This window comes from Delftia sp. 11MD (assembly GCF_050907895.1).
Classification (GTDB): Bacteria; Pseudomonadota; Gammaproteobacteria; order Burkholderiales; family Burkholderiaceae_C; genus Comamonas; species Comamonas tsuruhatensis.
On record NZ_CP194333.1, the window covers coordinates 797,957 to 816,591 of the forward strand.

The window sequence follows — 18,635 nt, forward strand, 5'->3', positions numbered from 1 at the left end:
TCAATCCGCTTTTGACAGCCCCGGCCCTAGAGTTTTCCCCATCGCAACAACAGGTGCCGCCATGCGGCGCCGATGCGGGAGAAATCCCTATGACCCTGACCGAAATCACCGGATGGCTGGGCGCCCTGGGCGCCCTGGCTGTGTTTGTCTACCTCGGATACGCATTGCTGCGGCCCGAACAGTTCTGAGGTGGCGCAGATGCAAGACCTGATCTTTATCGCCCTGAGCCTGGGCTGCTTCGGGGGCCTGCTGGCCTTCGTGGCGGCGCTGGGCCGGATTTGACTGCCTGAAAGGAGACCTCCATGTGGTTGACCTGGATGGAATATGCACTGGTGCTGCTGCTGATGACGGCGCTGGCCGTGCCCATGGGGCAGTGGCTGGCACGCTGCTTCACGAGTGAGCACCATGCCTGGATCGAGCGGCTGAGCTTTCGCGCCCTGGGCGTGAACCCGGCCGAGCGCATGGGCTGGCAGCGCTACGGGCTGGCGCTGCTGCTGTCCAACGGCGCCATGCTGCTGCTGGGCTATGCGCTGCTGCGCCTGCAGGGCTGGATGCCGCTCAATGCGCTGAGCAATGCGGCGCAGACACCGGACCTGGCCTTCAACACGGCCGTGTCCTTTGTGACCAATACCAACTGGCAGGCGTATTCGGGCGAGAGCAGCCTGTCCAACGCCACGCAGATGGTGGCCATCACCTTCATGATGTTCGCTGGCGCGACCACGGGCGTGGTCGCCGCGGCGGGTGTCATCCGCGGCCTGGCGCGCTCCAGTGCCTCGGACCTGGGCAACTACTGGGTGGACTATGTGCGCATGCTCTGGCGCGTGATGCTGCCGCTGAGCTTTGTGGTGGCCCTGGTCTATGTGTGGCAGGGTGTGCCTCAGACGCTGGATGGCCAGGTCTGGGCGACGACGCTGGAAGGCGCTCGCCAGCAGATTCTTCTCGGCCCCGTGGCCAGCCTGGAGAGCATCAAGCACATCGGCACCAACGGTGGCGGCTTCTTCGGCATGAATGCGGCCCATCCGTTCGAGAACCCCACGCCGCTGACCAACGCATTCCACATCCTGGGCATGCTGCTGATCCCGTCGGCGCTGACCTATGCGCTCGGCTCCATGCTGCTGCGCCGTCGCCAGGGCTGGGTGCTGTTCGGCGCCTGCCTGGTGATGTTCGTTGGCTTTCTGGCGCTGGTGTTCACGGCCGAGCAGGCCGGCAATCCGCTGCTCACGGCCGCAGGTGCCGACCAGCAGATCAGCGCCACCCAGCCGGGCGGCAACATGGAGGGCAAGGAGCTGCGCTTCGGCATCGCCGATACGGCGCTGTTCGTGACCACGACCACGGCCGCGACCACGGGCTCGGTCAATGCCATGCATGACTCGCTGACGCCCCTGGGCGGGCTGGTGCCGCTGGCGCAGATGATGCTCAACTGTGTGTTCGGCGGCGACGGCGTGGGCCTGATCAACCTGCTGCAGTACGCCATCCTCACGGTCTTCCTGGCCGGCATGATGATCGGCCGCACGCCCGAGTTCCTGGGCAAGAAGATCGAGGCGCGAGAGATCAAGCTGGTGATGCTGGCCGTGATGGCGCACCCGATCTCCATCCTGGGCTTCACGGCGTTGGCTGCGGTCTGGCCCGACACCATGGCCAGTCTGACCAACCGGGGGCCGCACGGCTTCTCGGAGGTGCTCTATGCCTATGCCTCGGGCACGGCCAACAACGGTTCGGCCTTTGCGGGCCTGAATGCGAACACGCCGTTCTTCAACACCACCATCGGCCTGGCCATGCTGGCTGGCCGCTATCTGACACTGCTGCCCATGCTGGCCCTGGCCGGCAGCCTGGCGGCCAAGCCCACCGTGCCTGCGGGGCCGGGCACCTTCCCGACGGCCACGCCGCTGTTCATGGGCTTGCTGGTCTTCGTGGTGGTGGTGGTCGGTGGACTGACCTTCCTGCCTTCGCTGGCCCTGGGCCCTGTGGTCGAGCAACTGCAGATGCTGTCAGGACAGGTCTATCCCTGAACACCCCTGAGCCCGTTTTTTTCCTGGCCGCCTGCTGTGCCTGACACAGCAGCGCGGCGGAGGTTTCCGAAATGCAAGTTCAAACACACACTTCCGGCCCGTTGCCGGTGCTGCGCACCGATGCGCAGGTTCCATCCCAGACCGATGCCGGCGGGCTGCGCTCGCTGTTCGGCCCCAGCCTGCGGTCGGCGCTGTTCGTCGCCGTGGTCACGGGCCTGGCGTATCCGCTGGTCACCACGCTCGTGGCCCAGGCCGCGTTTCCCAAGGCCGCCAATGGCAGCCTGATCACGCGCCAGGGCTCGGTCGTGGGCTCGGCCCTGATCGGGCAGGAGTTCGCTTCGCCCCGTTATTTCCAGGGTCGGCCCAGCGCCACCACGGCGCCGGATCCCGACAAGGCCGATGCCACGGTGGCCGCGCCCTACAACGCCGCGCTGTCGGCCGCCACCAACCAGGGGTCGACCCACGCGGCGCTCAAGGAGTCCGTGGCGGCGCGCGTGGCGGCCTACCGCGAACTCAATGGTCTGGCGGCAGATGCCGCTGTGCCTGTGGATGCCGTGACGGCCTCGGCCTCCGGCCTGGATCCGCACATCTCTGTGGCCAATGCCGAGCTGCAGCTGCCGCGCGTGGCACGCGAGCGCCAGCTGCCTGTGGCCAAGGTCCAGGAACTGCTGCGCCAGCAGATGCAGCCGCGCGTTCTGGGCCTGCTGGGTGAGCCGCGCGTGAACGTGCTGCAGTTGAATCTGGCGCTGGACGATCTCTCGGCCGCGACGCTGCAGCCTGCGGCAGCCAATGCCGCCAAGGAGTAAGCCATGTCGCGCAAAACTGCTTTGTCCCTGTTCGATCCTTCGCTGGTGCGCCAGGCGCTGGGTGACTCCATCCGCAAGCTGGCACCGAGCGCGCAATGGCGCAACCCGGTGATGTTCGTGGTCTATCTGGGCGCCATCTTCACCAGCCTGCTCTGGGCCCAGGCCCTGGCGGGCGAGGGCGAGGCGCCTGCGGGCTTCATCCTGGCCATTGCGCTGTGGCTGTGGTTCACCGTGCTGTTCGCCAATTTTGCGGAGGCGCTGGCCGAGGGGCGCAGCCGCGCCCAGGCCGCGAGCCTGCGCAGCATGAAGCGCAGCACGGTCGCCAAGAAGCTGGAGCAGGCCAGCTACCAAAGCCGCTGGCATCCCGTGGGTGCGGAAGAACTGCGCTCGGGCATGTGGGTGCTGGTCGAGGCCGGCGACACCATACCGCTGGACGGCACGGTGATCGAGGGCGTGGCCTCGGTGGACGAGAGCGCCATCACCGGCGAATCGGCCCCCGTGATCCGCGAGGCCGGCGGCGACTTCTCTTCGGTCACCGGCGGCACGCGCGTGCTGTCGGACTGGCTGGTGGTGCAGATCACCGTGAACCCCGGCGAGTCCTTCCTGGACCGCATGATCTCCATGGTGGAGTCGGCCCGCCGCCACAAGACGCCCAACGAACTGGCGCTGACCATCTTGCTGGTCGGACTGACGCTGCTGTTCCTGCTGGTCATCGTCACGCTGCGGCCCTATTCGGCCTTTGCGGTGGAGCTGACGGGCAGCGGGCAGGTCGTGGGACTGACGGTGCTGGTCGCCCTGCTGGTGTGCCTGATCCCGACCACCATCGGCGGCCTGCTGTCGGCCATTGGCGTGGCAGGCATGAGCCGCATGATGCAGGCCAACGTGATCGCCACTTCGGGCCGCGCCGTGGAGGCGGCCGGCGACGTGGACGTGCTGCTGCTGGACAAGACCGGCACCATCACGCTGGGCAACCGCCAGGCCAGCGAATTCCTGCCCGCTCCCGGCGTGACGGCCGCGCAGCTGGTCGATGCGGCGCAGCTGGCATCACTGGCCGACGAGACACCCGAGGGCCGCAGCGTGGTCGTGCTGGCCAAGGAAATGCATGGCCTGCGCGAGCGTGACCTGGCAACCCTGCATGCCGTCTTCGTGCCCTTCACGGCCCAGACGCGCATGAGCGGCGTGGACATGCCGCAGCCCGACGGCGGCACGCGCAGCCTGCGCAAGGGCGCGGCCGACGCCGTGCGCCGCCACGTCGAAGCCATGGGCGGCAAGTTCCCGCCCGCCATGCTCAAGGTGGTGGAGGATGTGTCGCGGCGCGGCAGCACGCCGCTGGTGGTGGCCGATGGCGCCCGCGTGCTGGGCGTGATCGAGCTCAAGGACGTGGTCAAGCACGGCATACGCGAACGCTTTGCCGAGCTGCGCCGCATGGGCATCAAGACCGTGATGATCACGGGCGACAATCCGCTCACGGCCGCCGCCATTGCGGCCGAGGCCGGCGTGGACGACTACCTTGCCGAAGCCACGCCCGAGGACAAGCTGCGCCTGATCCGCGAACACCAGGCCGCAGGCCGGCTGGTGGCCATGACCGGCGACGGCACCAATGACGCACCCGCACTGGCCCAGGCCGACGTGGCCGTGGCCATGAACAGCGGCACCCAGGCGGCCAAGGAAGCCGGCAACATGGTGGACCTGGACAGCAACCCGACCAAGCTCATCGAGGTCGTGGAGACCGGCAAGCAGATGCTGATGACGCGCGGCGCGCTGACCACCTTCAGCGTGGCCAACGACGTGGCCAAGTACTTCGCCATCATCCCGGCCGCCTTCGTGGGCACGTATCCGCAGCTGTCGGCGCTCAATGTCATGGGACTGGCCAGCCCGGGCTCGGCCATCCTGAGCGCCGTGATCTTCAACGCGCTGATCATCATCGTGCTGATACCGCTGGCCTTGCGTGGCGTGCCCTACCACGCCATCGGCGCCTCGGCCCTGCTGCGGCGCAACCTGCTGGTCTACGGGCTGGGGGGCCTGGTCGTCCCCTTCATCGGCATCAAGCTGATCGACATGCTGCTGGTGGCTTTCGGCCTGGCCTGATCTTTGGCGGCAAGCCTGCCCGCCCGGGCAGGCACCGCCTTGCTTTCTCTGTACAAAAACCAAGATGAAATCCGTTTCTTCCATGACGGCCGCTTGTGCCGTCCCCCGTTTCTTCCCCCGTGCCTCGCTGGCTGCACTGTTGTCGCTGGCGGCTGCGTCCTGCCATGCCCAGGCCGAGACCTCCCCAGTCAACGCTGCCAGTGCCGATGCCCAGCAATCGCCCGCACCCGCCTACGCGCTCACCGGCAGCGTGGCGCTGCTCAGCGACTACCGTTTCCGTGGCATCTCGCAAAGCTGGATGGGGCCGGCGCTGCAGGGCGGGCTGGAGCTGTCGCTGCCGCGCGGCGCCTACCTGGGCGTGTCCGGCTCCAGCGTGTCGCGCCACAGCTATCTGGACGGCCGCGCGCTGGAACTGGACCTGTACGGCGGCTGGCGCACCGAGCTGCTGCCGGGCTGGACGGGCGACATCGGCCTGCTGCACTACAACTACCCCGGCGCGCGCGTGCCCCGCGGGGATGGCAGCGGCGGCGTGCGCTACGACACCACCGAGGCCTATCTGGGCGTCACCCACGGCGGCTTCAGCGCCAAATGGTCGCTGGCGCTGACGCCTTACTTCGGCCTGCGCGACAGCACGGCGGCCACGGCCTTTGCCGAGGCACTTCCCGGCAGCGGCAGCTCACGCGGCAGCAGCTATCTGGACCTGAACTACCAGCATCCGCTGGGCGACTGGGCGGTGCTGGGCCTGCATGCCGGCCACACGCAGGTGCGCAACTACAGCGAACTGTCGTACGCCGACTGGCGCGTCTCGCTGGCCCGCAGCTGGGGGCCATGGACGGCCACGCTGGCCTGGGCCGGCACCTCGGCCGACACGCGCTACTACCGCGCGGCCAATGCGGCAGGCCAGATGCAAAGCCTGGGCCGCAGCGGCTGGGTGCTGTCGCTGTCGGCGGCGTTCTAGTGTGGGGGCACGCTCTGGTGCTAGGCTGAGAACCATGCCCATTTCGTCCTCTGCCGAGCCGGCGCCGCCCGGTCTGCCGCGCCCCGATCCCGACGCCCTGGTCGCGCGCCTGCGCCATGAGCGGGCGCAGGAGGGGCGGGGCAAGCTGCGCATCTACTTCGGATCGAATGCAGGCGTGGGCAAGACCTACGCCATGCTGGCCGCCGCCCAGCGCGAACGCCAGGGGGGCCGCGAGGTTCTGGTGGGACTCGTGGAAACCCATGGCCGCAAGGAAACGGCGCAGCAGCTGCATGGCCTGGAGCAACTGCCGCTGCGCGAGCTGCCGCACCAGGGACGGACGCTGCGCGAGTTCGACCTGGATGCGGCGCTCGCGCGGCGTCCGCGCGTGCTGCTGCTCGATGAACTGGCGCACAGCAATGCGCCAGGCTCACGCCATCCCAAGCGCTGGCAGGACGTGCAGGAGCTGCTGGACGCAGGCATCGATGTCTGGACCACGATCAACGTGCAGCACCTGGAAAGCCTGAACGACGTGGTGGGCGGCATCGTCGGCATCACGGTGCGCGAGACCGTGCCCGACCAGATCTTCGACGATGCCGACGAGGTCATCGTCGTCGACATCTCGCCCGACGAGCTGCTGCGCCGCTTGAAGGACGGCAAGGTCTACATGATGGAGCAGGCCGAGCGGGCCTCGCGCAACTTCTTCAGGCGCGGCAACCTGCTGGCGCTGCGCGAGCTGGCACTGCGCCGCACGGCCGACCGCGTGGACGAGGACATGCGCGACTACCGGCGCGAGCGCTCCATAGGCACGGTCTGGCCTGCGCGTGAGCGCCTGCTGGTGGCCGTGGCAGGTCATGCGGGCGACGACGCCCTGGTGCGCCAGGTGGCGCGCATGGCACGCCGGCTGGATGCTGGCTGGATGGTGGTGTACGTGGACGCGCCCCAGCGCCAGCACCGCCCACGCAGCGTGCAGGCCGCCGTGCTCAAGACCCTGGCCCTGGCCGCACGCCTGGGGGCCGAGACGGCCACGCTGCCGGGCGCCGATGTGGCCGAGGCCCTGGTTGCCTTCGCGCGCGAGCGCAACGCCAGCCGCCTGGTGCTGGCCCAGCCGCCGCGCCCGGCATGGTCGCCCTGGCGCTGGTGGGGCCGCAGCCTGCCCGACCGCATCGTCCAGCTGCATCCCGACATCGACGTGCTGGTGCTCTCCGGGGGCTCCAGCGCGGCCCGGACCGAGGCCGCGCCTGCCGCACCGCTGCGGCGCAGGCCGCTGCCCTGGAAGGGCTATGCCGGTGTGACCCTGGCCTGCTTGACCGCCACGGTGCTGGCCGAGCAGCTGCTGCGCATCTTCGACCCGGCCAACGTGGTGATGCTGTTCCTGCTCATCGTCGTGCTGTCTTCGTTGCGCTGGGGGCGTGGCCCGGGCGCCTGGGCGGCGCTGCTGTCGGTACTGTGCTTCGACTTTTTCTTTGTGCCCCCGCGCGGATCCTTCCATGTCAACGACACGCAGTACCTGTTCACCTTCGTGCTGATGCTGGGCGTGGCCCTGGTCTGCGGCCAGCTCATGGCGCGGCTGCGCCACGAGGCGCGCGTGGCGGCCGAGCGCGAGCGGCGCGCGGGCGCCCTGGCGCGGCTGGCGCGCGACCTTTCGGGCGCGCTCACGCAGGAGCAGGTGGTGGAGATTGCGCTGAGCACGGTCTCGGGCGTGTTCGACGCCCAGGCCGGGCTGCTGTTGCCCGATGCCGACGAGCGCCTGCGCCCCGCCGGCGGCGGCTCCTGCCCCATGGACGACAGCATTGCGCGCTGGGCCATGGACCACGGTCAGCAGGCCGGCCAGGGCACGGACACGTTGCCGGCCGCGCCGGCCCGCTACGTGCCGCTGGCGGCGCCCGTGCGCATGCGGGGCGTACTGGTGCTGCAACTGCGTGCGCCCCAGCGCCTGGAGGTGCCCGAGGAGCAGCGCCTGCTGGAGGCGTGTGCCAGCCAGGTGGCGCTGGCGCTGGAGCGTCAGCACTTCGTGGCCGTGGCCCAGCAGACCCAGATCGCCATGGAGGGCGAGCGCATGCGCAACACCTTGCTGTCGGCCGTCTCGCACGACCTGCGCACGCCGCTGACCACCATCCTGGGCGCGGCCGAGGCCGCGCAGCGCCATGTGCCGCCGGGCGGCGCAGCCGACATGCTGGAGCAGGTCCGCATCCAGGCCCAGGCCATGCAGCGACTGGTGGAGAACCTGCTGGACATGGCGCGCCTGCAGCAAGGCGGCGTGCACCTGCAGCGAGAATGGCTGCCGCTGGATGAAGTGGTCGGCAGCGCGCTGCGCCAGATGCGCGCGCGCCTGCACGAGCATCCCGTGAGCACCGACGTGCCCGCCAGCCTGCCGCTGCTGCAGCTCGATGCCGTGCTCATGGAGCGCGTGCTGGTCAACCTGCTGGACAACGCCGCCAAGTACACGCCGGCCGGCACGCCGCTGACCATCCACGCACGCGAACAGGACGGCGAGGTGCTTGTGGCCGTGCAGGATGGCGGGCCCGGCCTGCCGCCACACCTGCCCGTGGAGACGCTGTTCGAGCCCTTCACGCGCGGCACGGCCGAGTCCACCGTCTCGGGCATAGGCCTGGGGCTGGCGCTGGTGCGCAGCATTGTCGAGGCCCATGGCGGGCGCATCGAGGCCGCTGCCGCGCGCCCAGGCCCCGGCACCGTGTTCACGCTGCGCTTTCCGGTGCCGGAGCAGCCATTGCTCGATTAGAGTCTTGCGCCATGAGCACGCCCACCAACCGCATCCTGATGATCGAGGACGACCCCGGCATCCGCCGCTTCGTGCGCCTGGTGCTGGAGGACGAGGGCTGGCAGGTCTTCGAGGCCGACAGCGCGCGCCGGGGCCTGATCGAGGCGGCGAGCCGCCAGCCCGATCTGGTCATCCTCGACCTGGGCCTGCCGGATGCCGACGGCAAGCAGGTTCTCACCGAGCTGCGCGGATGGTCCTCCGTGCCCGTGCTCGTGCTTTCCGCGCGCGAGCGCGAGGACGAGAAGGTGGCCGCCCTGGACGCCGGCGCAGACGATTACCTGGTCAAGCCTTTCGGTGTGCCCGAGCTGCTGGCCCGGCTGCGCGTGATGCTGCGCCGCCGCCAGCAACTGGGGGCCGCAGGCGGCGCAGTTGCATCCAGCCAGGTGCACTTCGGCCAGGTGCAGGTGGACCTGGCCACGCACGAGGTGCGGCGTGCGGGCCAGCCGGTGCACCTCACGCCCATCGAATTCCGCCTGCTGGCGGCGCTGATCGCCGCCCAGGGCCGTGTGATGACCCACCGCCAGCTGCTGCTGCAGGTCTGGGGACCCGAATACCTGGGCCGTGCCCATTACCTGCGCGTGCACATGGCCAATCTGCGCCAGAAGATCGAGGACGAGCCGGCCCAGCCGCGCCACCTGGTGACCGAGCTGCAGGTGGGCTACCGGCTTGTGGGGCTGGGCGGTGAGGCATCCCCGGGATCGGTATAATCAGCGCCTCTCCGAGGAGCGTTGCAGCAGGCCCATTCACCAGATGCGGTCTGCGAGGCTCGGAGTCATACCTGCAACGACGCTCGCCCACGCTTTCTGTGCGGTGAGCTTTTTTTCGTCTCCCGCAGAACGTGGTTTTTCATTCATCTTTTGGAGAAAACCATGAACGCTGCTGTTCGTCCCGTTTCCGCCGACACGGCCATCGCTGACATTTCCCTCGCCGCCTGGGGCCGCAAGGAAATCCTGATCGCCGAAACCGAAATGCCCGGCCTGATGGCCACGCGCGAGGAATTCGCCGCGGCACAGCCGCTCAAGGGCGCGCGCATCGCCGGCTCGCTGCACATGACCATCCAGACGGCCGTGCTGATCGAGACGCTCAAGGCCCTGGGCGCCGACGTGCGCTGGGCCTCGTGCAACATTTTCTCGACTCAGGACCATGCCGCCGCCGCCATCGCCGCCACGGGCACGCCCGTGTTCGCCATCAAGGGTGAATCGCTGGCCGACTACTGGGACTACACCCACCGCATCTTTGAATTCGGCGCCGCCGGTACCGAAGGCGAAGGCCCCAACATGATCCTGGACGACGGCGGCGATGCCACCATGCTGCTGCACCTGGGCATGCGCGCCGAAAAGGACCTGTCCGTGCTGGACAACCCCGCCTCCGAGGAAGAGAAGATCGCCTTCGCCGCCATCCGCGCCAAGCTGGCCCAGGACCCCACCTGGTATACGCGCAAGAGCGCCCACATCATCGGCGTGACCGAAGAGACCACCACCGGCGTGCACCGCCTCAACGAGATGTCGGCCAAGGGCACGCTGAAGTTCCGCGCCATCAACGTCAACGACTCCGTCACCAAGAGCAAGTTCGACAACCTCTACGGCTGCCGCGAATCGCTGGTGGACGGCATCAAGCGCGCCACCGACGTGATGATCGCCGGCAAGGTCGCCGTGGTGGCCGGTTACGGCGACGTGGGCAAGGGCTGCGCCCAGGCGCTGCGCGCGCTGTCGGCCCAGGTCTGGGTCACCGAGATCGATCCCATCAACGCCCTGCAGGCCGCCATGGAAGGCTACAAGGTCGTGACCATGGAGTGGGCGGCAGACAAGGCCGACATCTTCGTGACCACCACCGGCAACCGCGACATCATCCGCCACGAGCACATGGTGGCCATGAAGAACGAAGCCATCGTCTGCAACATCGGCCACTTCGACAACGAGATCGACGTCGCCTCCATCGAGCAGTACCAGTGGGAAGAGATCAAGCCCCAGGTGGACCACATCACCTTCCCTGACGGCAAGAAGATCATCCTGCTGGCCAAGGGCCGCCTGGTGAACCTGGGCTGCGCCACCGGCCACCCCAGCTTCGTGATGAGCGCCTCGTTCGCCAACCAGACCATCGCCCAGATCGAGCTGTTCACCAAGCCCGATGCCTACGAGGTCGGCAAGGTCTACGTGCTGCCCAAGATCCTGGACGAGAAGGTTGCCCGCCTGCACCTGAAGAAGGTCGGCGCCATGCTGACCGAGCTGACGGACGGCCAGGCTGCCTATATCGGCGTGAGCAAGCAGGGTCCCTACAAGCCCGAAACTTATAGGTATTAAGCACCCCCTGAGGCGCTGACGCGCCTTCCCCCTCTCTACCCGCTTCGCGGGGGAGGGGGACGACGCCCTCGCTGCGGGGCGGCCCTTGCTTGGCGTCCCTGAGTTGGGTCGCGCCGGTTTCGGGCATTAGTCAACTGAGATTTCCTGGAGCGACGCTATGCGCGCAGATGTATTTTTGGTGGAAGCCGGCCATGCGGCCACGCGCTCGCAGGCGCAGCGGCTGATTGCGGGTGGCGTGCAGTGGCGCATGACGCCGTTGACGCCGTGGAAGAAGGTCGCCAAGAACGGTGACGAGATTCCCGCAGGTGCCGAGCTGCAGTTGCTGGACGGGGCCGAGGCCCGGTTCATCTCGCGCGGCGGGCTGAAGCTGGAAGGCGCGCTGGCGGCTACCAAGCTGTCGGTGGACGGCCTGCGCTGCCTGGACGTGGGCCAGAGCACGGGCGGTTTCACCGACTGCCTGCTGCAGGCAGGCGCCGCCCAGGTCATCGGCGTGGACGTGGGCCATGGCCAGCTGCATGAGCGGCTGCGCTCGGATGCGCGCGTGATCTGCGTCGAAGGCGTCAATGCCCGCGCGGTGACGGCAGAGGGCCTGCAGGAGGCCTGCGAGGAAGTGCTGTCCGAACGCTGGGAAGAAGATCCCGACGACAACGACACCCAGCCCGTGGCGCCCTATGCCTGGATGCGCAACGGCGGCGTGGTCGACGAGGACTACGACGACAGCGACGACGCCAAGGAAAACGAGATCGAGGCCTTCAAGGCCGAGCGCGCGGCCAAGGGCAAGGCGCGCGATGAGGGCACGGTGGCCACGCAGCGCCGCCGCCGCGCCGAGTTTGCCGACGTGGACATCACGCCGCAGTTCGACTTCGTCACGGGCGATCTGTCCTTCATCTCTCTGACCCTGGTGCTGCCGGCCGTCACGCGCCTGCTCAAGCCGCATGGCCAGCTGCTGATGCTGGTCAAGCCGCAGTTCGAGCTGCAGCCGGGCCAGGTCGGCAAGGGCGGCATCGTGCGCGATGCGGCCCTGTTCACCGAGGTGGAGCAGCGCATCCGCACCTGCCTGGGCGAGCTGGGCCTGGAGGTCAAGGGCTGGATGGAGTCGGCCATCGAAGGCGGCGACGGCAACCGCGAATTCTTCGTGCATGCCCAGCAGGCGGCCGTGGTGAAGGAGCCAGAGCAGCCTGAAACGCAGGACGACGACGAGCCCCGCTCGGCCGTGAAGGCCGCTCCTAAGCCGGCCGCGCCTAAGCGCGTGTCCCGCACCGTGCTGCGCGAGCAGCGCAACGAGCGTGTGATCGACACCAGTACCGAGTTCGGCGTGCCCGGTCCGGGCCGCGCCAAGCTGCGCAAACGCAACGAATGAAACACTGAGCAGCGAGTCTTACATGAGCTTTCCGATCAGCTTCGAGTTCTTCCCGACCAAGACGCCCGAGGGCGCGACCAAGCATGTGCAGGTGCGCAAGAACCTCTATGCGCGCAAGCCCCAGTTCTGCTCCGTCACCTATGGCGCGGGCGGCTCCACGCAGACGGGCACCTTCGCCATGGTGCGTGACATCCAGAACGAAGGCGTCAGCGCGGCATCGCATTTCTCCTGCGTGGGCGCCACGCACGACAAGGTGCGCGCCGAACTGCAGGAGCTGAAGGCCATGGGCGTGCGCCGCATCGTCGCGCTGCGCGGCGACCTGCCCAGCGGCTATGGCCTGGGTGGCGAATTCCAGTACGCCAGCGATCTCGTGGAATTCATCCGCCGCGAGTTCGGCGACTGGTTCCACATCGAGGTGGCTGCCTACCCGGAGGTCCATCCGCAGGCGAAATCCCCACAGTCCGATCTGGATGCGTTTGCGGCTAAAGTGCGCGCTGGCGCGGATTCCGCGATCACCCAATATTTCTACAATGCCGACGCCTACTGCCGTTTCGTTGATGCGGCGCGCGGCATGGGGCTTGATGCACCGGTTGTTCCCGGCATCATGCCCATCACCAGCTCTACGCAGCTGATGCGCTTCTCGGACGCCTGCGGCGCCGAGATCCCGCGCTGGATCCGCCTGCGTCTGCAGGCTTACGGAGATGACACGGCGTCCATTCGCGCCTTCGGCCTTGATGTCGTGTCCCGTCTATGCGAGCAGTTGCGCAGCCAGGGCGCTCCCGGGCTGCACTTCTATACGATGAACCAGAGCGTCGCCACGCTGGAAATCTGCGATCGATTGGGCCTTTGAGCGCGCAGCCACTGCGCCGGCCCCGGGCGACCCTCTAGAACTTGGGAACGGTCAGGCGTTCCCTGGAGGTTTTTGCCCATGGATCGTGGTTTTCGACGCCTGCACTGGCGCTGGCTGGCCATGTGCGCCATCACCGCCACCCTGGCCGGCTGCGCGCCGGCTCCCGTGGCACAAAGCGATGCCGAGTCCGGCGCCCTGACCGCAGGTGCGGCGGCAATGGATGAAGGCCAGACGCCATCGGCCGTGCCCTCGGCCGGCAAGCGCGGTGGCCGCACATCGCGGACCGCGCAGCCGGCCAGCAAATCCCCGGATGCCAAGCCCTCCGAGTCGGCCTCGCCCGAAGACAGTGCCGAGGCTCCCTCCAATCCCGACTTCGCCCTCGTGCCCTCGCGCGACAGCGACCAGCAAGGCCTGGCCTCCTGGTATGGCCCGGGCCTGCATGGCCGGCTGACCGCCAGCGGCGAGCGTTTCGACAAGGAAGAATTGACGGCCGCGCACCGCAGCTTTGCCTTCGGCAGCCGCGTCTGCGTGCGCAGCGCCGCCACGGGCAAGACGGTGGTGGTGCGCATCAACGACCGCGGGCCGTTTGCGCCTGGCCGCGTGATCGATCTGAGCCAGGCCGCAGCGCAGGAGCTGGGCATGGTCGGCCTGGGCATCAAGCCCGTGGAGCTGTGGCAGCTCGACGATGGTGAGCAGGAATGCCCCGAAACCCTGGTCACGGCCAGGAAGGCCAAGTCCATCGAGAAGACGCAGCAGGCCAAGGCACAGGCACAGACAACACAGGCACGGACCCGGGTTCAGGCCAAGGCGCCAGTGCGTCCGCGTGTCCAGGCCAAGGCGCCTGCACCCAGGCCCAATGCACGCACGGCCGTGGCCAGCCGTGCCGTCCCTGCCGCCAAGCCGGTGGCGAAGGCTGCGGCGCCCGCCGCTGCCTCGTCCACCGCAGTGGCCTCTGCGGCCTCGAACGCGCGCTGAACGGGTTCAGCCGCCGGATTCGAGCGTGAAGGCCGCGTTCTCGTCCTGACCGAGCAGCTTGACCAGCTGCGGCATGGCCGGCTTGAGCTGTTCCTTGAGATTGAACGGCGGATTGATCAGGAACATGCCGCTGGCCGGCAGGCCGCCGCGCTCCGAGGTCTTGTTGCTCTTGACCGTGAGCTCCACATGCAGCCAGCTCCTGCCGGCCTTGGTGGTCATGGTCTTCAGGCGGCGCGGCAGATCGTGCGCCTCGGGGCGCGGGATGATCGGATACCAGAACGCATACGTGCCTGTGGCAAAGCGCTTGAGGCTGTCGGCCGCCATGTCCAGCACCTTGGCGTAGTCGCTCTTGAGCTCGTAGCTGGGGTCGCACAGCACCAGGGCTCGGCGCGACGGCGGCGGCAGGAATTTCTTGATGCCCTCGAAGCCGTCCTCGTGCAGCACGGCCACCTGGCGGCCCGCTTCGAGCTGGGCAATGTTGCCGGCCAGCGAGCGCATGTCGGTGGGATGCAGCTCGAAGACCTTGAGCTTGTCGCGCTCCTGCACGCGCAGCAGGGACTGGATGATGAACGGCGAGCCCGGATAGTTGCGCAGCTGCGCTCCCTGGTTGAAGGAACGCACCGAGGCGATGTAGGCCTGCAGCACCGGGGCCAGCTCGGACTCCTTGGCCTGGGCCAGGCGCAGGATGCCGTCTGCGGCCTCGCCGCTCTTGTTGGCATAGTCGCCATCCAGACGGTACAGGCCGGCGCCGGCGTGCGTGTCCAGCACCGTGAGGGCGGCCTCCTTCTGGAGGAGGTATTGCAGGGTGGCGATCAGCACGGTGTGCTTGAGCACATCGGCATGGTTGCCTGCATGGAAGGCGTGGCGGTAACTGAACATAGGCGTGATGGTAACCAGCCGCGCTGGCGGGTGGACACCCATGGCGGCTGCAAGGTTGCCCGGCGCTGGCGCCTCGCGGCGAGGGCTGCCGGGGACTTGCGGATCGGGGGGATGGTGCGGTTGCGCCAGTTTTGTATAATGGCGGGCTTCGCAGCGATTTTATGGGTCCCGCGGCGAAGTTTACATCCCCGCCTAAGAGGCTTCCTTTTTGAAGAAGCACCGACCGCGGAAAAGGGCCCGCCAAACCTTTCTTGAAAGAGAAAACTCATGTCTACATTCAGCGCAAAGCCCGCTGAGGTGCAACACGAGTGGTTTGTGATTGACGCCACCGATAAGGTGCTCGGACGTGTCGCCAGCGAAGTGGCACTCCGTCTGCGCGGCAAGCACAAGGCCATTTACACACCTCACGTTGACACCGGCGACTTCATCGTCATCATCAACGCCTCCAAGCTCAAGGTCACCGGCACCAAGAACCTGGACAAGGTGTACTACCGCCACTCTGGTTTCCCCGGCGGCATCACTGCCACCAACTTCCGCGACATGCAGGCCAAGTTCCCCGGCCGCGCTCTGGAAAAGGCCGTCAAGGGCATGCTGCCCAAGGGTCCCCTGGGCTACGCAATGATCAAGAAGCTCAAGGTGTACGGCGGTGCTGAGCATCCCCACACCGCCCAGCAGCCCAAGGCTCTGGAAATCTAAGGAGACCTAGATGATTGGTGATTGGAACAATGGCACCGGCCGTCGCAAATCCAGCGTCGCACGCGTGTTCCTGAAGAAGGGCTCCGGCAAGATTACCGTGAATGGCAAGGACATTCAGGAATACTTCGGCCGCGAAACCTCGATCATGATCGCAAAGCAGCCCCTGGCTCTGACGAGCAACCTGGAAGCTTTCGACATTCAAGTGAACGTCCACGGTGGTGGTGAATCCGGCCAGGCCGGCGCTACCCGCCACGGCATCACCCGCGCCCTGATCGACTATGACGCAGCGCTCAAGCCCGTCCTGAGCCAAGCCGGCTTCGTGACGCGTGACGCTCGTGAAGTCGAACGTAAGAAGGTCGGCCTGCGCTCCGCACGCCGCGCCAAGCAGTTCTCCAAGCGTTAATCCGCTGGCACTGCAGGAAAGTCCCCCGGGGCTTTCCCCAGAAAAAAACCGCCTTTGCCGGCGGTTTTTTTCTGGGCGATGCAAACCTTTCTCATTCAGTGGGCAATGCCCCCACTTGCACTGTCGTCAAGCCGGCAGCCCCGGGAATTCCCGAGCCCTTTGCTGTACCATTCGGGCCAATTGAGAACTTCGGAGTATCCCCCATGAGCGCCGTCGCAGAAATCACCGAAACCACCACCGCCGAAATGCCCACCCCGATCGTCTTCACCGACAGCGCAGCTGCCAAGGTGGCCGATCTGATCGCCGAGGAAGGCAACCCTGACCTGAAGCTGCGCGTGTTCGTGCAAGGTGGCGGCTGCTCGGGCTTCCAGTACGGCTTCACCTTCGACGAGATCACCAACGAAGACGACACGACCATGACCAAGAATGGCGTGTCGCTGCTGATCGACGCCATGAGCTACCAGTACCTGGTGGGTGCCGAGATCGACTACAAGGAAGACCTGCAGGGCGCGCAGTTCGTGATCAAGAATCCCAACGCGTCCACCACCTGCGGCTGCGGATCGAGCTTCTCGGTGTAAGCCTTGTCGGCCGCGCTGCAGTGAAGCCCGCAGCAGCCCGCCGCACAACACGCCACCAACCGCCGCGCAGCAATGCGCAGGCGGTTTTTTAACGCCTGCGCCCTCCCTGCCTTGCCATGATTCCTGAAGACAAAAGCGCTTCCGCCTCCACCACATCCTCCTCGCGTTCGGTGCTCCTATGGCTCGTGGCCATCGGCTTTTTCATGCAGACGCTGGACGGCACCATCGTCAATACCGCGCTGCCCACCATGGCCGAGGCCCTGGGCGAGAGCCCGCTGCGCATGCAGTCCGTCATCGTCGCCTATTCGCTGACCATGGCCATGCTGATCCCGGCATCGGGCTGGATGGCCGACCGCTTCGGCACGCGGCGCGTCTACCTGTGGGCGATTGCGCTGTTCGTGCTGGGATCGGTGCTGTGCGCGATTGCGCCCAACCTGCAGCTGATGGTGGCCGCACGCGTGCTGCAGGGCATGGGCGGTGCGCTGCTCATGCCCGTGGGCCGGCTGGCCGTGCTGCGCGCCTTTCCGCGCGAGCAGTTCCTCAAGGCCATGAGCTTCGTGGCCATTCCCGGCCTGGTCGGGCCGCTGATCGGCCCCACGCTGGGCGGCTGGATGGTCGAGTACGTGAGCTGGCACTGGATCTTCCTGGTCAACGTGCCCGTGGGCCTGATCGGCCTGGCCGCTACCCTGCGCTTCATGCCCGTGGGCGACCGCTTCGCCGTCAAGCGCTTCGACGGCGTGGGCTATGCGCTGCTGGCCTTCGGCATGGTGGCCGTGTCGCTGGCGCTGGACAGCATGTCGGGCAAGGGCATCCACGGCGCCATGGTCTTCGTGCTGCTGATCTTCGGCCTGGCCAGCCTGGCCGCCTACTGGCTGCATGCGCTGCGCCGGCCCGACCCGCTGTTCGCCCCCGAGCTGTTCGCCGTGCGCAGCCTGCGCGTGGGCCTGCTGGGCAATCTGTTCTCGCGCCTGGGCAGCTCCTGCATGCCCTTCCTGATCCCGCTGGTGCTGCAGGTCTGCCTGGGCTTTTCGCCGCTGCAGGCCGGCATGATGATGCTGCCCACGGTGCTGGCCAGCATGGCCATGAAGCGCCAGACCACCACGCTGATCCAGCGCATCGGCTACCGCCGCGTGCTCATGGGCAACACCCTGGTGCTGTCGCTGATGATCGCCAGCTTCGGCACGGTCTCCACGGCGCTGCCGCTGTGGGTGGTCATCGTCCAGCTGCTGATCTTCGGCGCCACCAACTCCATGCAGTTCACGGCCATGAACACCGTCACGCTCAAGGACCTGGATGCCGGCAACGCCAGCAGCGGCAACAGCCTGCTGTCCATGGTGCAGATGCTGGCCATGGGCATGGGCGTGGCCGCCGCAGGTGCGGTGCTGGCCGGTTTCAGCGAATGGTTCGGCGGCGATACGCCGCAGCACACCCTCAATGCCTTCCGCGCCACCTTTGTCTGCATGGGCGCGGTGACGCTGGCCTCGACCATGATCTTCTCGCAGCTGGGCGACGATGAGGATGTGCGGCCCAAGCCTCTGGAGCCGGCCGAGCACGAGTGAGGGCTGCCGTCGGGCTTCACGCCTTCTTGGAGAAGAACACCACTTCGGGCAGGCCCTCGAAGTGGGCGTCACAGGTCAGCAGTCCGGCCCCATGGTGCCGTGCCGTGGCGTAGACGATGGCATCCGCCATGGCGAGTCCGTGGGCCCGGTGCATGTCGGCGGCCAGCAGGGCAAGCCTGGTATCGAGCGGCACGACCACGCATTTCTGCGTATAGGCAATCATCTGATCTGCAGCTTCCTCGCCAATCTCCCGAACCAGCCATTTGGAAAGCTCCAGCTGAACGATGGTGGGAACGATGCACTGCGGCTTGTCCGGAAGCTGCGCGGCCAGGCGGCGACCCAGGGCGCTTGCGATAAGCCATTCGATCCAAGCGGAAGTATCGACCACGCGCATG

The 18,635-nt window shown here is 67.3% G+C and carries 17 protein-coding genes and 1 riboswitch; of the genes, 15 read left to right on the plus strand and 2 right to left on the minus strand.

The window, feature by feature from the left end; all coding sequences use genetic code 11:
• The first annotated feature begins 89 nt into the window (after positions 1–89).
• The 11 genes from ACRSCF_RS03600 (at position 90) to ACRSCF_RS03650 (ending at position 14,125) form a co-directional block, all read left to right on the plus strand.
• Complete coding sequence (locus ACRSCF_RS03600; protein ID WP_013800438.1) at positions 90–188, plus strand: potassium-transporting ATPase subunit F; 99 nt, start codon at positions 90–92, stop codon at positions 186–188.
• Between the two features lie 114 nt (positions 189–302).
• Positions 303–2,009: a potassium-transporting ATPase subunit KdpA gene (kdpA, locus tag ACRSCF_RS03605; RefSeq protein ID WP_016448469.1), complete on the plus strand. Its 1,707-nt coding sequence runs from the start codon at positions 303–305 to the stop codon at positions 2,007–2,009.
• Positions 2,010–2,080: 71 nt separating this feature from the next.
• Positions 2,081–2,815: a potassium-transporting ATPase subunit KdpC gene (kdpC, locus tag ACRSCF_RS03610; protein WP_016448468.1), complete on the plus strand. Its 735-nt coding sequence runs from the start codon at positions 2,081–2,083 to the stop codon at positions 2,813–2,815.
• A 3-nt stretch (positions 2,816–2,818) separates the two neighbouring features.
• Positions 2,819–4,903: a potassium-transporting ATPase subunit KdpB gene (kdpB, locus tag ACRSCF_RS03615; RefSeq protein ID WP_016452759.1), complete on the plus strand. Its 2,085-nt coding sequence runs from the start codon at positions 2,819–2,821 to the stop codon at positions 4,901–4,903.
• A gap of 82 nt (positions 4,904–4,985) precedes the next feature.
• The gene (locus ACRSCF_RS03620; RefSeq protein ID WP_016448466.1) at positions 4,986–5,861 is read left to right on the plus strand and encodes a TorF family putative porin; all 876 of its coding nucleotides are present in this window, start codon (positions 4,986–4,988) and stop codon (positions 5,859–5,861) included.
• A 34-nt stretch (positions 5,862–5,895) separates the two neighbouring features.
• Positions 5,896–8,601 (plus strand): sensor histidine kinase, encoded by a 2,706-nt coding sequence (locus ACRSCF_RS03625; protein ID WP_016448465.1) that lies wholly within the window; start codon positions 5,896–5,898, stop codon positions 8,599–8,601.
• 11 nt (positions 8,602–8,612) lie between these two features.
• Positions 8,613–9,347, plus strand: coding sequence for a response regulator (locus ACRSCF_RS03630; RefSeq protein ID WP_016448464.1), 735 nt, complete (start codon positions 8,613–8,615; stop codon positions 9,345–9,347).
• Positions 9,348–9,354: 7 nt separating this feature from the next.
• Positions 9,355–9,439, plus strand: a riboswitch (S-adenosyl-L-homocysteine riboswitch).
• Positions 9,440–9,509: 70 nt separating this feature from the next.
• Positions 9,510–10,940, plus strand: a complete 1,431-nt coding sequence (gene ahcY, locus ACRSCF_RS03635) for an adenosylhomocysteinase (protein WP_016448463.1) — start codon at positions 9,510–9,512, stop codon at positions 10,938–10,940.
• Between the two features lie 157 nt (positions 10,941–11,097).
• Positions 11,098–12,300 carry a TlyA family RNA methyltransferase gene (locus tag ACRSCF_RS03640; protein ID WP_244387772.1) on the plus strand — a complete coding sequence of 401 codons (1,203 nt, stop codon included), beginning with the start codon at positions 11,098–11,100 and terminating at the stop codon, positions 12,298–12,300.
• A gap of 22 nt (positions 12,301–12,322) precedes the next feature.
• Positions 12,323–13,150, plus strand: a complete 828-nt coding sequence (metF, locus tag ACRSCF_RS03645) for a methylenetetrahydrofolate reductase [NAD(P)H] (protein ID WP_016448461.1) — start codon at positions 12,323–12,325, stop codon at positions 13,148–13,150.
• Positions 13,151–13,228: 78 nt separating this feature from the next.
• A complete protein-coding gene (locus tag ACRSCF_RS03650) occupies positions 13,229–14,125 on the plus strand; it encodes a septal ring lytic transglycosylase RlpA family protein (protein ID WP_244387773.1) in 897 nt (298 codons plus the stop codon).
• 6 nt (positions 14,126–14,131) lie between these two features.
• On the opposite strand, the gene ACRSCF_RS03655 is transcribed toward ACRSCF_RS03650, so the two are convergent.
• Positions 14,132–15,004: a 23S rRNA (adenine(2030)-N(6))-methyltransferase RlmJ gene (locus ACRSCF_RS03655; protein WP_017406717.1), complete on the minus strand. Its 873-nt coding sequence runs from the start codon at positions 15,002–15,004 to the stop codon at positions 14,132–14,134.
• Between the two features lie 267 nt (positions 15,005–15,271).
• Here ACRSCF_RS03655 and rplM point away from each other — a divergent pair, with 267 nt between their 5' ends.
• From rplM to mdtD, 4 genes are all read left to right on the plus strand, one after another.
• Positions 15,272–15,700: a 50S ribosomal protein L13 gene (gene rplM / locus ACRSCF_RS03660; RefSeq protein ID WP_012207711.1), complete on the plus strand. Its 429-nt coding sequence runs from the start codon at positions 15,272–15,274 to the stop codon at positions 15,698–15,700.
• Between the two features lie 10 nt (positions 15,701–15,710).
• Positions 15,711–16,103: a 30S ribosomal protein S9 gene (gene rpsI, locus ACRSCF_RS03665; RefSeq protein WP_012207710.1), complete on the plus strand. Its 393-nt coding sequence runs from the start codon at positions 15,711–15,713 to the stop codon at positions 16,101–16,103.
• A 203-nt stretch (positions 16,104–16,306) separates the two neighbouring features.
• Positions 16,307–16,681, plus strand: a complete 375-nt coding sequence (gene erpA, locus ACRSCF_RS03670) for an iron-sulfur cluster insertion protein ErpA (RefSeq protein WP_016448458.1) — start codon at positions 16,307–16,309, stop codon at positions 16,679–16,681.
• Positions 16,682–16,797: 116 nt separating this feature from the next.
• On the plus strand, positions 16,798–18,240 hold the full coding sequence (gene mdtD / locus ACRSCF_RS03675; RefSeq protein WP_016448457.1) for a multidrug transporter subunit MdtD: 1,443 nt from the start codon (positions 16,798–16,800) through the stop codon (positions 18,238–18,240).
• Between the two features lie 16 nt (positions 18,241–18,256).
• Here mdtD and ACRSCF_RS03680 read toward each other — a convergent pair whose 3' ends face one another.
• Entirely contained in the window at positions 18,257–18,634 is a 378-nt protein-coding gene (locus tag ACRSCF_RS03680; protein ID WP_154833391.1) for a type II toxin-antitoxin system VapC family toxin, read from the minus strand.
• Position 18,635 lies beyond the last annotated feature (1 nt).